Origin of the sequence: Lysinibacillus sp. RC46, from assembly GCF_041262385.1 — a bacterium.
Classification (GTDB): domain Bacteria; phylum Bacillota; class Bacilli; order Bacillales_A; family Planococcaceae; genus Lysinibacillus.
Window position 1 is genome coordinate 97,436 of the sequence record NZ_JBGCCF010000012.1, and the last position, 16,282, is coordinate 113,717.

The following is a 16,282-nucleotide window of genomic DNA, read 5'->3' on the forward strand; positions in this document are numbered from 1 at the left end:
TCACCTTCTGTAGTTTGTTAATGGCATCCGCTTGCATTTTATTTGTGTAATCTTTAATTTAAATCGAGGATAGTCTCTACCTTCGTCTATTGTCCATACCGTATCAAAATCCCATCCATCGAATGTTGATTGTGTTTGCATTTCTGTAGTTGTACGTGCCTCGGTGTAAATTTCTGTTACTTGCTTCCAGAAATTTGACCATACTTCACCTGTTATAGGTTGTGCCCTATAATAAGGTTTTGGCCACCATGAGGGAGGACCTGTACTATTCCATTCAGGCTCCCAATAATCACGATCTTTATTGTACTGTGATTCGTAATTTACATATAATTTATTATCTGTGCCTCTTATAAACATTTCTTCAATATAATTTAAATCGCTAGACCAACCCCGCATAGTTACACCTAACGATACATCACAATAACAGGAAATTATTTCAGCACCGTAATTTTTAGCAAAAACATCCAACTGTTTCCTACTACGTGACGAATAGTTATAAATCTCTACACATGTATAACAATTCTCAACATTACCACTATATAGAACGTTAGCAAATGTACCAGCCTGTATATACTTATCATCTGGCTTATCTTCATCTTGTACGCCACCAATTTTACCTGTAACATAACAATCTTTTATAACAGCATTGGAATAGCAAACAAGCCCTCCCGCCAATCCTGCTGTTATATCTACATCAGCAGAACACCTATTTATTATTGTCCCTGTACCAGCTGAACTTATCAGGCCGCCTGTACTACTGTGTACATTTGTGGATTCCATTTTGCCTGTTACATGGCAATTGGTAATTGTACAATCGTTTGTTGATGATACTAAAATAGCTATCCAGGTCCATAACGTGTTAGTAATATACGCATTATCAATCGTGATATTTAAAAGTGTTGCTTCTATTGCTGAGCTGATAAAAGCTGGACCCTCAATATCTTCAGTGATGGTTAAATTACTTATCGTATATCCACCACCATTATAGGTACCACCAAACGCTTTACCTTGATAGCCTATTGGTAGCCATTCAGCACCTGATAAATCGATATCCGCTACTTGTTTATAATAATACTTAGGGTTTTCATTATTTTTATCCCTCACATTGATAAGGTCTTGTACAGTTTTAATTAAAAATGGGTCATCTTTTGTACCAGTTCCACCACTAAACATCATCCCCCTCTCCTTCTTCCTCTTCTTCTTCTTCAATTCCCTCTTGACACATGGCTTGTACACTTATATCTACATTTCCGCTTTCCAAGCCTATCAAATTAATTTTAACGCCTGTATATTTATCTTCTGCATCTTTAATTAATTCCCATAGTGCTGTTATCGGCTCTGCTTGCTCTACCTGGCCAATCCCCGTAGTCACACTAATTACTTCATCGTAGGAAGTTGTAAAAAGAAATTCAGCCCCGTCACTACCTGCTGATACAGTTTCTGACTCTAAATAATACGTTGGTCCAAGTAAACCAGGGTCAACAACCTCATCATTTTGTGCTGTAAATCTAATAGCATACCAAGCTTGCCTATGCTTTGATGAGTCAAATTCTGATGGTGGTTTTTCAAGAATGCTAATAACCATGTACATCACGTTTCTACGTGGGAAAGTCCAATCCTTGATACTCTCGTATGACCTGACAGTTCTAATACCTTTACTGCTGTAAGTACGTATACTAACGTAATAAGAACGATATTTTCTTAATAACTTCAAGCGTAATCCATTGTGTTCGAGTAATTCTTTATAAAATATTTCTGCTTGAATAGCATTTAATGAAGGACTAGCAGGTACTGACACACCATTTAATTGTAAACAATTCACTTCTCCAATGCGTAACTCGTAAAGAGGTTCAAATGGTATCTTTTCGAAAGCAACTCCATACATCACATTCTTATGAACAGTTGGATCAAATTGTGAATTTGGAACTTCTGAGATAGTAATTAATAAGTATTCAGCACCATCACGTGGTAGTTTCCAATTGAGCAACTGATCCCTTATCGTTTCGTAATCATACACAAATGGAACACCATCGGAGCCGAACGTCACAATATTTATTTTATAATTACTAAATTCAGGCCTTAATGATAATTTAATACCTCCGTACTCTTGCATCAGGTGATAGTTTAACTTGACAGAAAAATCATCAAGCTCTATATTTTCCCCTTCTGTGTCAATTAACAAGCTACTGTTGCCTAACATGTTGTTCTTACCAATTTTAAATTCACGTAACGGGGCAATATAAACTTTATTGAATTTCACTGCATAATCTCTTACTTTGTGAATCTCTGGATTAAGTTGTTCGAGTGGCACTTCACTTACGGTAATACTGATTGCTTGCATTTTAGGTTTTGGAAATGTCCAGTTACTCATAACGTCAGTTATTTTCTCAAGTTTGTATTCTTCAAATTGATTGTCCTCATACCACTCACTAATGTACACGTGGTACTTACTGTATTGGGGCTTAACCTTTAAAGACATACCCTTTAGTTCACCTTGGATATAATAATCAATAGAGGTAGATATATTGTCAGGTAAGATTTCTTCCTCGCCAAGTTCGATTCCATCAAGAGCCATACAATTGATCTTGCCCATTTGCCAACTCTGTAAAAAGTAATTTAAGGTAGGGTCTTCTTTCTCTTCATATCCCTTATCTTCATTCATGACATTCACAATATCACGTATAACTTGCCCTACATCCAACTTCGGTACTTCTTTAAATAAAGGATTATAGCGTTTACCTACGATACGTTCCGTTGCATCAATGGCTAAATCTGTATCAATCATGCGAACGGTATCCCCTAGCTCAGCTGATACGATTTCTTGCTGTTGAGCACCAGACATTTTACTAAAATCTATAATGTCTACTTCATGTGCATATTCATATGAAAAATTTTCATTCAAATCAATTTTTTGTGTAATCGATTGAATGTTTTTCCCAACCTCTAGCACTAGTTTATTATTGGCACCACGTCTGTTATAAATCGTAATTACAAACTTGTTATATTCAACTTCTAACCCATTTTGGCGTGCGAATTCATTAATGCGACTCCTACCACCTTTAGCGCTTGGCCTATAGTAATAATAACCGCCTGCTAAATCAATAATCTTAAATCCGTCCATTCCCCAGCATTGCGAAATGATACTCCGTGGTGAACCCTCATAAAATTCTTCTTCATCTTCTGCTACAAAGGGAGCTTCCGATGGATTATTTAATAGATAACTTACATGCTCAAGCATCAGCTTAATTGCTTTACTTCGATCACGCTGCTTGTCTACCCCCGCAATAATAAAATAATCCCCATCCATTTCCACTAAATTAGGATAGTGTAAAAAAGAGGGGAATATATTTTCAGCCATTTGTATGTCAGCGGTGTATTGGTCATTGATGACTTCATAAATCTCTGCATTAATAACATTTTCAAGCGTACCGATAAGCGATAGATTGCTATGATTTAAAACCTTAATATCGTAACTCATACAGCCACCATATCAGGTGAACAACGGAATGTTGCCCAAAATAACCCGTCATCTACGATACGCTCAAAATCTTCACTAGAAATAAACTTAGCCATGTATGCCCAATTTGGATCTTCATCAAAAATTAATCGCTCTTTTTGTGATGATTTAAAATAACCACGTAAAGCCCGACAAGCATCATAATAGGTTTGGCCTAACAACGGTGTAAGTAGGAATTGTATGCGAACTTCAATGTCGCTTTCACTATTATCAGTTACCACTACACTGCCACTAACCTCAGGTAATTTAATAAACGAATCACTAAATTCACCAAAAAGGGGCCTTTCGGTGTCCATAACCTCAAGCCCAAATTCTGAACAGTGTATTCCTTTAAATGTGATGTCACGCATGCTATTTCCCCCTTCGATCACGTTGCTGCTGTTCATAAATTTGACGTGTAATTTTCTTAACATCAGCTTCTTCGCGAATAATAAATTGTGCGCCCTCTAACATGCGTTCATAATTATTGTGAATTACTTGCGGTTCTTGTTGTCCTCCACCAGATGCATCAAATATGGCTTTACCAATTGCACCTAACACTCGCTCATTAAGAGGTAAAATGGCTTCTGGACCAGCTTCTCCTACCCCATGCAATGCATTTCCTGTATTAAACAACGTTGGCTTATTAAATACGCCACCTTTTGCATGCCATTGAATATCGATTTTAGGAAGCCCTTCACCGAACCAATCTAATGGATTGATAGAGCCCTTAATACTAAATTTGGGCTTCTTGAGCTTTGGCCAATTAAAATCGAATTTAAAGAATCCCTTTATAGCATCTATTGCTTTTTTAACAGCATCCTTTGCTTTGTTTATTGGTGTCTTAATGGCCGAATAAATAGAATCCCATTTTTCTTTGACCTTGCTAAGGAGATCACTGAATGAAAAGAATCCTTTGATTTTTCCCACAACAGTCTTAGCAACATCGGAAATTTTTGACCAGATATTCGAAAAGAAGTTGGAGACACCCGTAAAAATTTCAACTGTCTTACTTTTTATTTTGTCCCAGTTTTCGACAATCGTTTTTACTAATATGCCAACTGGTCCCGTAACGACTACAAGGATGGTTTTCCAGTTTTCCTTCAGGAAGTCGACTATGGCGCCACCAGCTTTTTTGAAAACGCCAACAATAAAATCCCATAGATCTGTGAAGAATTCCGCTATAGAATCCCAGTTTTCAATAATTAACGGAACGGCTATGGTTAACGCTGTGACCGCAATACCAATTGGTCCCGTCAAAGCACCAAAAGCAACTCTTAAAGCCGGTATGACTTTTGATGCTAGATTAGTAATGACCGGAACGAGCTTACCCAAAATCGAAGCAAAGCCAGCACCACCCTTTCCACCACCAAATAAGGTGGTTATGGTGTATACTGCTGGGCTGAGTGCGGTAAATGCTCCTACTAATGTGCCAATAGCACCAACAACAGCTACAATGATTGAGGTTAAACCTGAATGTTCTTTTGCAAAACTAGCAATACTCGATACTACTTTTGCAATAACACCTAGCAACGGATCTAGTGCTTCTTTTACATCTGATATAGCTTGTCTCAATTCTGTCATTGGATCAGCATTAACTTGCTCCGTCATTTTGTTAATTTCCGCTTGGCCTTCAGCAACAGTAATCTGTCCATTAGCCACATCATCTAGCACACTAACAATTGCATCGCCCTGGTCTTCCCACATAGTCCCGAAAATTTCAACGCCAATCGTTTCACGTAAAGTAGCATCTTCGATTTGGGATAACCATGTTGCCATTTCGGAAAATGCCTTTGAACCTTCTTCACCACCTTTAGCAATTGCTTTCCCCCATCCCTCTAACTGAGAGAATAAGGCTTGTACAGCAGCACTGTCAGGAGGGTCTTTCGCTATCGCTAACTTTTCGGCATTCATAGCTTTAAATGAATCTAATTCAGCTTTGTGCGCTTCTCTTACAGCATCCATTTCATCACTTAATCTCTCATTAAGTGCTTCTTTACGATTAGTATGTTCCTCTTGAAGTGCCGATAATTTCGCCTGATTCACTTCTCGTAACGCATCAATCTGTGCCTTATTAGATTCACTAAGTACCTTTAATTCCTCTTGTTTGCGTTGTTGAAAAGCTTCTTTTTGAGCGTTATGACGTTCTTGCAAGGCTGCTTTTTCAGCTGCTTGCATTTCTTTTAATGCATTTTTCCGCTCATCAAATCCATTTTTTAATGTTTCTTTTTCGTTTGCAATTTGCTCTGAAAGTTGCTCTTTTCGAGTCTCAGTCTCTGTTTTAAGCGCTTCTTTTTTAGAATCCGATGCTTCTTTTACCGCATCCTTTTGACCTTTCAAAACTTCAATTTGTTCTTTGCGATCTTCTCTGATTTTTTCAAGACGTAACTGTTCTTCAAAATTGCGTAATTCTCGCATTGCATTCTGGCGATCAGCGTTCGTTTTCGCATTATTTACACGTAAGTTTAGTTCAGCACGTTTCTGTGCGTTCTCTTGTTTCTTAATGGCTTTATCTTCAGCTTCAGTTTTAGCATCTAATGCATCTATTTTATTGTCTAAGGCTTTTAACTGATTATATTTTTCTTCATCAATGAGCTTCATACGCTCTTTGTACTCTTTGTCTATGAGCTTTATTTTTGCTTGAGAGTTTTTCTCAAAAATTTTCAGCTCTTCTTGTTGCGCCTTTTCTAACTGACGTAACTGTTCTTGCTGATTTTTAGTTAATGTCTCAGTTTCAGCAGTTAATCTTTTTTCCAATGCTTTTTGTTGTTGTTCATAGCTTTTAACCGTAGCATCATAATTAGCGCTTAATTTTTTTTCAAGTGCTTTCTGTTGTTGGTCATAACTCTTAGATACAGCGTCATACTCTCTTTGAAGCAGTTTATCTAAAGATTTTTGTTGTTGAGCATGACCCTTGGAGATGGACTTCTCTCGATTACTTAGCGATTTTGCTAAGGCATCTTCTTGTTTAGAAAAGTTGGCTTCCATCGCGGAAAGTTGCTCATCTGACATTTTTTGAGTATCCCCAACAACATCACGAATGGCGTCCTTCATGGATTCTTTCAATCCGTTACCCATTTCAACAGCGCGAATACGCCCTTCTTTCAAGCCATCTAGTAGGTTGTCGATATTCCAACTTTTTTCTTGAGCAGCTCTCGCTAAGATAGTTTCAATCTCCTTAGCATTGTAGCCCGCTCGTTTCAGCTGTCCGCCATATTCGCTGATAATATCAAGCTGTTCAGGAGGGAAACCGATTTTCAATAAACGACTAATTAAGTTGGTTGCCTCGATATTGGATATACCCAGTGCCTTGCCAACTTCGTTCGTTTCTTGAATCAGTTCAGTAAAATCGATTCCACTATATGCTCGGGTAATGACAGCTGCACCATTTACAACTTCTTGATTAGCCTCATCTGTAGCATCTTTATTTAAAGCCCATTGCCTACGAACTCCTTCGAGTGAGGCTTCTCCATCAACACCGTACGCTTCTACATCTCGCACAGCCTGTCTAACGGTTTCTCTTGATGATTCAGGTACATCAAAGGAAATCTTAATAGATGTATCCAAACTAGAGCTTGCTAATGCTGCTGATACTGCTGTGCCTACCCCAATAGCCGCACTTGCTGCACCTGCCATAGACTTTAAGCTATCTGCAAGACCATTCACTTCTTGTTCAGCTTCATTTGCTTCTTGTCCCAATCGAGCTAAATCTTGTCGAACTTGTTCAACAGAAGAACCGCTGTCTAACGAACGAATGGATGCTCGCAACTCTGTTATATCACGACCTGCGTTTAATGATGAGCGTGCGATTTTATCGAATGCGGTATCTAATTGTTTTGCACTGGCAGAACCATTTTGGATAGCTCTTGTTAAATCTCGCCCCAATAAATCAGAAAAATCACCAACCGATTGGCCAGTGACTGAAAATAAATTTTGTAGTTGTCGTAAAGACTCCGTTTGATCAGCTTGAGCTTGCTTAGCACGTTGTAATGCTTGTTCTGTTCCTGTTATGGCATTGGCTGCTTGTTGTTCAGCAATTTGATTACGCTTAAGCTGTTCCTCTAGTTTTTTGGCTTCCTCTGAATTTTCACCCCATAGATTTTTTGCACGTGCTAAAGTTGCTGTGGTTTCTTCTGTTTTACGCTTTGCCACTTCATAAATTTGTTGTAAACCACTCATTTTCGCCTCTAACTTTTCAGTCTCAGAAGCACTGTGTTTCATCTGTTCTTGCTGGAGCTTCATCTGTTGACGTAATGATGTGGTTTCTTTGTTCATTTCCGTCATTGATTTATTAAATTCTTGGTTAAATGCCTTGAAGGTTATTTTGACTTCGTTGTTATTGTTAGCCATATACTCACTCTCCTATCAGGCTATTACTCCACCCATCAAACGCCAGTTTATTCGCATAAATACGCTCTACTGTTGCTATTGGACCATGCCAAAAGGTTTCGGGGTCGATGCCTGCTATTAATACGTAGAGTGTGTAAAGATCCTCCACATGCTTGATGACTAGCTTTGGTGGTGGTGTTTTTTTTTGGATTTTTTCGTTTGTTTGTGTAAAACTTTAGCAAATTCATTCGATTCACTCATTAATCCAACAATCAAATTAGCATAAAGTTGGATTGTATCCGTTAATGAATAATGGTACTTTTCCAAAAATTCATCAAAGGATAATCCAAGATTTTTATTGGCGCCAATTGCAGCTAAATAAATAACAGCAATTAATTTTTGCTCATCAAAAGCATTTAATAATTCAAGAGAAGCTTCTTCATCAGATTGTGTAATAAGCGTTTCAAGTCCCTTAATTTTCAGTAAATCTTCAAACAGACTCGATTCTAACAAGCCTGTATCATAACCTTTTTTCACGGCAGCGTTCGTTAAAAAGGCTGGGTGTACTTTCGTGTTAACAAATCGCTTTTCAAATTCACCATCAACCTCTACAACTTCTACCTCTTTTAACTCGACCTTTTGAATTTTCATGTGATTCTCCTCCATCTATTCAAAAATAAAAACACCTCCCATTTAGGAGGCGTTCAATTAAGGTGTATCTGGTTCAGTTTTTTCAACTAATTTTCGTGTGAAGTTTGTATGCCAAGTTTCCGCAATTTCTGGTTCTTCTAACTCAGCTGTAATCGCCTCATAGTAGAATTGGCCATGTGCGTCCGCAACTGCACTAAATGCTAGTTCAAGCATCGCTAACTCTTCTTGGGACGTATCAATGTTGATGGTAAAACCACCTGCATTAGATGCTTTAGGGAATGCAATTAATTTTGTGAGGTCCTCAAATTCATCTACCACATCAGCTGTAAATACAAAGTCTTTACCCAATGAATTGGAGCCATAACTATAGATACCAGGCTTTAAATCCTCGTTAGATAAACCGAAATAGTCACGTAAAACTTGTACAGGTACATGGGCACTAACTGTTACATTTAGCTTTAATGTAACGGTTTTCTCCGCAATTGTTGCACGACCACATTTTTTCGATAAAACGGTTGTCTCAGGTTCAGATGCAATCGTACCTACACAACCAAATTTTGTACCTGGTTCTTGTTTGCCTCCTTTCATAAATTGAATCGATGCGTTTTTGATATTCCACGCATCAAATTGCTCAATTACTTGTTTTGCCATTATAAGCCCTCCTCTATTAATTCTTCTAATGCGCCATGTAATTTCTCTAAAATTTTAGGCGTTGATTTCTGTAATGAACGATCACTAAAATGCTGTGCCCAGGGATTAGTTGGTCCTCGACCTTCATCAGGGAAAACCAAGTAACCAAAACTACCTTTTTTATTGGCGGCTCCTCCCTTTGTTTTCACAACAAACCCCAAATTATGTTCCTCACTTGTTGACCAATTACTTTCTTTCGCGTGTCTCTTATTAGCAACATTTGAAACGGGTAAAAGATTGGACATTTCTTTTGTAGCAATCTCAATAGCATCCGTGTGTAGCACTTGGTTAATGGCTTTCTCTGCTCGACCTGGTAACGCCTTAATTTTTCCTTCCAAAGAAGTTAAATCATTAAATTCAACTAGTGACCTCATAATTCAATACACCCAGTCACAATTTTGCGTTGATAAAGAAATACAACTCTATCAACGTAGTTATCCGTATCTTTTCGTTTTAATCTTTGTTTTTGGGTACGTTTCAAAGACATGCGAGGTAAGTTAGAAAGCTCTATAACAATATCAATCGTACGTTCATCGATGTCATCACGATTTTCCGAATAATAATAGATAACTACATCTTGACTGATAGACTTATTATCATCGTTTTTACTCATGTCACCTGTTTCATAAACAAAGAAATGATAGTTCTTTTTCTTAAACTGAGTTTCTTCATCCTCTGCTAAATCATCCTCAAAAACAGGAATATCAAAGATGTTTAACGCTGTAAGTAATGCGTCAATCTGTTCCTGCATCTTGGTTTTCGTTTTGCTCATGTGCTCCCACCTCCTGCAAATAAAAATAGAGATACATCTTTTCTCGATCCGAATCGACCTTAATCACGTCATACTCATTGCCATCCACAATGACTTTTAATTTACTTTTATCAAATTTGCGTAAACTTGGAGGGCAGAGCGTGCGAATCTTCAAACTCAAAACAGCACTCAATACTTTGGCCATTTCATAATCTTCATCACGACATGACATTTGCTGATAAGCAAGTCTCCCCATTGGTACAAACTTTTCACCGATTCTTTTTCCTTTAGGAGATCGCTCTGTTTCCTTTACACCATATTGTATAAAACCGTCATTCAGCACATCACGGATTTTCTTGTTGGTCATTTTCAGCTCTCTTTTCTAATGCAACATGCATAATAAGGCGTTTCAGTTCATCTGCAAAATTCTTTTCAAATTCATCTGCTGCATTGTTATATACATAACGACAGCGCTCTAATAACAACTCTGTTTCCCATGCGTCTAATCCAAAAGAAAAAGCCTTACTCGTCAATTTCTCGAAGTACGACTTTGCTCTATCAATGATACGTTCTAACTCAGCATCTTCATCATCCCAGGTAATACGTAATCGATGCTTTAATTCTATAAGCAGTTCATTCATCATTATTCACCGCTTTTCAATGCAATTTCCGCTTCGATAGCTTCCTCTTTACCTTTTACTTTAGTGCCGTTAGAAAGCTCATAATAGCCTCTTCCCGTGTGCTTTGGAAACTCTGACACTTGTTCTTTATGTTCTTCCTGCTCGTTAATTGTAACTTCTGCAAGATAGATTTTTTTGTACTCAGGATGAACACCTGTTAAAAAATACACACGTCCCTCATTTGCTGTAAATCCTTCAGCTGGATATGTGTCGCCTGCTTTATACATATGGCCATTATGTTCTAGCGCTTTAAATGGATTTACTACTTTTGCTGTAATCATGTTCGTTTCCCTCCCAAATTAGTTAAGGTGTGTCTGGTGTATTTGTAGTGGCTGTGTTGTTGATAGCCATATTTGTAATATCAAATACGATGAACGAATCATTATCAAGTGGACGACCGTTTGTTAATTGACGAGTTAAATATAAACGCTGATCTTCAATTAAGCGTAATACGTCAGTAGATTCTAATTTTGTTTCACCAGCTACTCCCATGAAATAATCTTTTGGTTTACCGGAAATCATTGTATTCAAAGGTACAGCTGGCGATTGAATGATTTCCAAACCAGGAATAGCAAAATTATTATGTGTCCAAGAACCGTCATCACGTTGCTTTGCCCCATACGCAAATAATTTTGTCGCATAATCGAACGGGTTAATGATTAATGATACGCCCGTATAACTACGTGTACCTCCTTTTGTTGTTGGTGCCAAGATTTTTTCACCGATTTCTTGAGGTGTGAAAACATCCAAAATTACTTTGGCTTTATCTGGATATGCACCATCCACAATAGCACCTGCTAAATTTTTTATCATACCAATCGGTTGTTTTTTACCAGTCCCTTTAACAATGACATTTTCTAACTCTGTTGAAATAACTTCTGTTAAAAATGCACGTACATAACGATCTAACCATTCAGGCCCAAGTTCGAACATTGCTTTGCAGACAACTAAAAATCCAGAAAGTTTATACATACCTTGCTCGATTGTTTCAAATCCATGGTCAACCATTTCTTTGATTTCATCGCATACATCTCCCCAAAAGGCTGTTGTTGCCCCTTCCTTACGCACTACCCATTGCGTATTTGCACCAACACGCTGAAAATTAACACGAGACAATAATGGATGGTCCATTGCTAAATCTTCGAATACACGTTCATATACAGTTGGTGGTACAAATGTAGCTACACCGTCAAATGATTGCACATCAATTGCAGCGTTATAAAATTTCTTCTCCTCTGTCGTCAATGTACGTATGCCTCGTGATGCTAATACAGCATTGTCCCATTGTTGCTCGTTTGCACGATTAGCCTCGCGGATTGTCGTATTCATTAAATCTTGGAAGTGTAGCATATTACCTTCATAATTCTCAACAATTCGTGCTGCAACTTCGTTTGGATCAGCGCTTTCAAATGCTGCTTTTAGAGCAGCCACTTGAGCTTCTTTATTTTCGATAACTTTTGGTTCATTATCTAAATTTTTAATACCTGTCATATAAATGACCTCCTATTTTTGAGTAAAATAAAAACGCCTACTCATCTGAGTTGCGTTGGAAATTTGTTAAAATATTTTGTTTTGGCGCTGGCTCTCGTTTAAATCGAGCAAGAACGCTATTTTTAAATGCTTCTGCATCTGTTTTGGTTTTGTCGTCATCGGCTTGGTCTTCCACAACTGTAGATGATGCGAAACCAATAGCGATCGCTTCATCTGCTGTGAACCATGTTTCATTGTCCATCATAGTAGCTATTTCTTCCTTTGTCGCTTGAGCTTTAGATAAATATACATCAACAATAGACGCGTCTAGTTTGGTCAATAATTCAGCTTCTTTAGTTAAAGCTTCTTTGTTACCCCAAATGCCTGTCGAAGCATTATGAATCATCAACATCGAGCCCGTATTCATGATTAATTCGTCTGCAGCCATTGCGATAATTGAAGCTGCTGAACATGCCCAACCATCCACAATAATTTTTACTTTTGCCTTATGATCCTTCAGACGATTATAAATCGTGATACCGTCAAAAGCATCACCGCCAGGACTGTTAATGCGAACCGTAATATTGTCAGTCGTTACATCTTTTAATAATGAATCAATGTCACTTGCAGAAATAGAATCGTACCACCAGCTTTCCCCAATGTCACCATAGATGACAATTTCAGTTGTGGACGCATCAATTTTTTTTGCGGATAGTTCCTTTTTAATTTCTGGAATTTGTTCAGCATATTGTTGATTTTTAAATTGCTTAAAACGATTTTTCATGTTAGGTTTCACCTCCTTTTAATGCGGTCTCTGCATCTTGATAATTCTTCGTAACATGACGCTTATCTCCAATTTCATCGTTCACAGGCTCATGCCCCAGTTCTTCTAGAATATTATTAATTGTATAAACCCCAATCGCAAACATTTTGTCAAAGGCTGTAGCCAATTGTACGATGTCTGTAATTTTGATTTTTGATGTATCAATTTTTAAAAATGTTCGGTTTAAATATTCATCTTTTGAATAGGCCTTACGATTAAATTCATCTTCCATCATTTCTGCAGGTGGATTAAGTGCAAACATAATAAAGTTGTCAGTTTGTTTATCAATATCCGCTAAGTCGCCTTTCAACAAACCACGTGGTACATGAAATGCCATCGCTACATAATTAAAAATATCATCCACAAGGTTACTTATATCTCTACTATCTATTGTTAAACCGGTTTTTGAATCTGACATGTCTTCAATCTCAAAACCATCTTGTAATTGGAAAGCAACACTTTTCTTGTCTGGATCAAACCAATTTTTCAATTGATTTTCAAACATGTCATCTATTTTTTTCTGCGTTTCATCATCCTGCGCCCTTAAATAATCACCTTTAACTAATACCCGCTTATTATTTTTTAGCTTGTAATAGCTTTTAGCAGCTTCAACCATTTTTCCGTGTGATTCATACAATTCATCGATTACCGATAATATTTTTGTATCTGTAAGTTTTAAACGAATTACTTCGGATTCTTTGTATGTTCGGTTTAATGTGAGCTCACCGATCTGTATATTTGAATATACATTTTCATAAAAAGCATATTCCTTCACATCAAAACTATCAGCAATATAGAAGTTGTCATTTTCCATAATGATTAAGCATTCGTTTTCATAGATAAATTTCCGAATAGCTTTATGAAAGAATGCTGTTGCGTTTTGATTTTGATTTGGTTGTATATTCAAGGCATAATACATGTTTCCTCTATGCAATTTTCCTTCTTTATAGGTTTTTATTTCACATCTAGATAAAGCATTGGCGATTAAGTTCACACATGTTTCTACTGCTAACTTTTTATAATAATACTCCGCCGATAATTCATAGTAACAATCTTTTAAACTTTCTAATTGGCCGTTTTTAAAAAACTTTTTAACCCATTGCCACATACTTATTTACTCACCTCCTAGTAACTGTATGTTTTAAATGCTTTCGACACATTTTCAGCAGTTAAAGTTCGAGATTCTACAATTTCTAACTCAAATTGCAAAGCATGTAACAACGCAAAAAAGCCGTCAGTCTTTCTCATCTTCGGCTCGATTTTTTCATATGTTATGTTCCCTTTTCCATCAGGCTTTACATAAGTATTATTTGTATACCATCGCATCATTAGGTCATTTCCCCATATGATTTTTTCGTAGGCGAACATTTCTTCTATAGTAGGCTGTAACTTTGTATGTGTTGTTGTTCCACTGCGGGCAATATCAAGTGAAAAACCATAACTCTCAAATACTTCTCGCAAGTGATTGATTCGCATGATGTCACTAGCGATTTTTTTAATACGATAGTACTTGGATTGTTCAGCAAACCAAGTAGCGATTATTTCAGGTTTATTGGTTTCTTCATAAATGATAGTGACTAAACCCTGTTCTTTAGCAAGCTCAATATCGACAGCATAATTAAATAATTTTAATGACCTGTGATTAATAAATGTATGGTGCTTCCAATACCTTTTACCATCCTTCTTAAACAACAATCCAACTCCTACAAAATCTCGTGTATCTGCGTAATCAATACCACCTATACATTCAGCGCCTTTCAAGTCAGGAAATGGTTTGTTCGTTGCTTTAATCTTGTTCCAATCAGCAACTCCATCAGCAGATAATTGTGAAGGTTGATTCATGCGTTTTGTCATAAATTCGATTTTTGCTGATGGACGATTCTGCATGCGATCATATTCTAACTCCATTTCAAGCATCAAATCAGGTAAATGCATAATCGATGGATTTGCTTTTTCCCACATGCGCTTTTCGTGTACTTCTTCTGGATCGTCTAGTCTGCACATAAACGGAAATAAACGAGAATTCGGTATCTCACCACGAAGTACTTGTTCTGCCTCTTCTTTCATCTGATCTAGAAATCCATCTCGAACATTTCCGTCAGTTGTTAAATAAATCCGACGAGCTCTTGGTACTTTCCCTAAACCAGAGGTAAATACTTTAATATTATCTTCCGTTTCATAGGCGTGGATTTCATCGAACACAACAATACCTGGTCGGAATCCATCTTTTGTTTTAGCATTATTTGTATAATAGCTAACTTCAGATTTCGTTTTGATGTGACGAATCACTTGCCTTGTTTTTTTGAAATGTTTTTTGAATGTCTTCCAGTGATCTTCTAATACATCAAATAAATCGTTAAACGATGTCTTAGCTTGTTTTTCGGATGTAGCTACAATATCAATGTTGTAACCTCTTATTCCTTGTTTACCACTCATATGGAATGAAAGTGCTGCTAAAAATGCATTCTTACCTGCTCCACGGCCCATATATAAAAGAAATTCATTAAAAACAAGTGAATCATCATCGTAAAAAAGTCCGAACATACAAGCAACCACGAACTTTTGCCATTTAAAAAGTTTGAACGGAAAGTATTTTTCTATGGACTCAATCGCTTGGTTAATAGCATCCTCATCAATCCATACATTTTCTTGTGTTAATTTCTGCTCTACTAGTTCCATTAATGAAGCTACATCTTTACTAACTAATATTTCACCACTGCATACCGCATCGATGTAGTTGTCAATATGAACATTACTTTTTCTAGTAGTCATCATCCTCACCTTCTATTTTAATCTCACTTGTTTTAAGTCCCAGTTCGCTTAATATTTTAAGCATTTGTGCATTCGTTTTATTAAGCTCGCCAATGCTATCATTTTTCTTATCACCGCGAGCTCCTGGAACTGTGACACCTCGCTCTTGAATATCCTCAATGAGCATGTTTTTCACATCCCACATTGCAAGGTAATCATCAACGAGATCCATAAAGTGCGCCTGGGTTGCTCCCATTTCAAAAAGTTGCTCTCGAAGATCCTTTTCAATCCTTCTACGCAACTTTTTATTACCTGGTACTAACTCAACGATTTCGGGTGCAATTGTTATCGCTTCTTGCCCACTTTCTTGTGTGCACTGCTCCTTCTTTTCTTTCCAATTGTATCGCTTGTACCAGGATTTTACCGTATTTTCCTTGACGTTGTATTTTGCCGCAATATCCTTATATTTCACACCTTCAAGCCAATCTTCAAATGCTAATTCATGATTTTGCACCCTTACCGCCCACCTTTCCTATTGCATATTTATACATCAACAATTTAGTGTGCATGTTGTCGCGCGGAAATCTAAAAAATATATTCATTCCTGAACCCTACTCGTTGAACATTTCCCTTAATAAATC

16 protein-coding genes are annotated in these 16,282 nt (G+C 37.2%); all 16 read right to left on the reverse strand.

Annotation, left to right across the window (positions count from 1 at the left end; genetic code table 11):
• Entirely contained in the window at positions 1-1,173 is a 1,173-nt protein-coding gene (locus tag ABH966_RS12975) for a GLUG motif-containing protein (protein WP_370079029.1), read from the reverse strand.
• Positions 1,166-3,478, reverse strand: a complete 2,313-nt coding sequence (locus ABH966_RS12980; RefSeq protein ID WP_370079031.1) for a hypothetical protein — start codon at positions 3,476-3,478, stop codon at positions 1,166-1,168. Before ABH966_RS12980 ends, ABH966_RS12975 begins: the two co-directional genes overlap by 8 nt.
• Positions 3,475-3,867, reverse strand: coding sequence for a distal tail protein Dit (locus ABH966_RS12985; RefSeq protein WP_370079033.1), 393 nt, complete (start codon positions 3,865-3,867; stop codon positions 3,475-3,477). Before ABH966_RS12985 ends, ABH966_RS12980 begins: the two co-directional genes overlap by 4 nt.
• A 1-nt stretch (position 3,868) precedes the next feature.
• Positions 3,869-7,846, reverse strand: a complete 3,978-nt coding sequence (locus ABH966_RS12990) for a tape measure protein (protein ID WP_370079035.1) — start codon at positions 7,844-7,846, stop codon at positions 3,869-3,871.
• Positions 7,847-8,005: 159 nt separating this feature from the next.
• On the reverse strand, positions 8,006-8,476 hold the full coding sequence (locus tag ABH966_RS12995; RefSeq protein WP_370079037.1) for a hypothetical protein: 471 nt from the start codon (positions 8,474-8,476) through the stop codon (positions 8,006-8,008).
• Between the two features lie 57 nt (positions 8,477-8,533).
• Complete coding sequence (locus tag ABH966_RS13000; protein WP_370079039.1) at positions 8,534-9,127, reverse strand: phage tail protein; 594 nt, start codon at positions 9,125-9,127, stop codon at positions 8,534-8,536.
• A complete protein-coding gene (locus tag ABH966_RS13005; protein WP_370079041.1) occupies positions 9,127-9,540 on the reverse strand; it encodes a hypothetical protein in 414 nt (137 codons plus the stop codon). The genes ABH966_RS13000 and ABH966_RS13005 overlap by 1 nt, the downstream gene beginning before the upstream one ends.
• Positions 9,537-9,938, reverse strand: coding sequence for a hypothetical protein (locus ABH966_RS13010; RefSeq protein WP_370079043.1), 402 nt, complete (start codon positions 9,936-9,938; stop codon positions 9,537-9,539). Before ABH966_RS13010 ends, ABH966_RS13005 begins: the two co-directional genes overlap by 4 nt.
• The gene (locus ABH966_RS13015; RefSeq protein ID WP_370079045.1) at positions 9,901-10,284 is read right to left on the reverse strand and encodes a phage head-tail adapter protein; all 384 of its coding nucleotides are present in this window, start codon (positions 10,282-10,284) and stop codon (positions 9,901-9,903) included. Before ABH966_RS13015 ends, ABH966_RS13010 begins: the two co-directional genes overlap by 38 nt.
• Positions 10,262-10,561 carry a phage head-tail connector protein gene (locus ABH966_RS13020; RefSeq protein ID WP_370079047.1) on the reverse strand — a complete coding sequence of 100 codons (300 nt, stop codon included), beginning with the start codon at positions 10,559-10,561 and terminating at the stop codon, positions 10,262-10,264. The genes ABH966_RS13015 and ABH966_RS13020 overlap by 23 nt, the downstream gene beginning before the upstream one ends.
• Positions 10,561-10,878: a hypothetical protein gene (locus ABH966_RS13025; protein WP_370079049.1), complete on the reverse strand. Its 318-nt coding sequence runs from the start codon at positions 10,876-10,878 to the stop codon at positions 10,561-10,563. The genes ABH966_RS13020 and ABH966_RS13025 overlap by 1 nt, the downstream gene beginning before the upstream one ends.
• Positions 10,879-10,900: 22 nt before the next feature.
• Entirely contained in the window at positions 10,901-12,088 is a 1,188-nt protein-coding gene (locus tag ABH966_RS13030) for a phage major capsid protein (RefSeq protein ID WP_370079051.1), read from the reverse strand.
• Between the two features lie 37 nt (positions 12,089-12,125).
• Positions 12,126-12,851 carry a head maturation protease, ClpP-related gene (locus tag ABH966_RS13035; protein ID WP_370079053.1) on the reverse strand — a complete coding sequence of 242 codons (726 nt, stop codon included), beginning with the start codon at positions 12,849-12,851 and terminating at the stop codon, positions 12,126-12,128.
• Position 12,852: 1 nt separating this feature from the next.
• Complete coding sequence (locus ABH966_RS13040; RefSeq protein ID WP_370079140.1) at positions 12,853-14,004, reverse strand: phage portal protein; 1,152 nt, start codon at positions 14,002-14,004, stop codon at positions 12,853-12,855.
• 11 nt (positions 14,005-14,015) lie between these two features.
• Positions 14,016-15,662 carry a terminase large subunit domain-containing protein gene (locus ABH966_RS13045; protein ID WP_370079055.1) on the reverse strand — a complete coding sequence of 549 codons (1,647 nt, stop codon included), beginning with the start codon at positions 15,660-15,662 and terminating at the stop codon, positions 14,016-14,018.
• On the reverse strand, positions 15,652-16,155 hold the full coding sequence (locus ABH966_RS13050) for a P27 family phage terminase small subunit (RefSeq protein ID WP_370079057.1): 504 nt from the start codon (positions 16,153-16,155) through the stop codon (positions 15,652-15,654). The genes ABH966_RS13045 and ABH966_RS13050 overlap by 11 nt, the downstream gene beginning before the upstream one ends.
• Between the last annotated feature and the right edge of the window lie 127 nt (positions 16,156-16,282).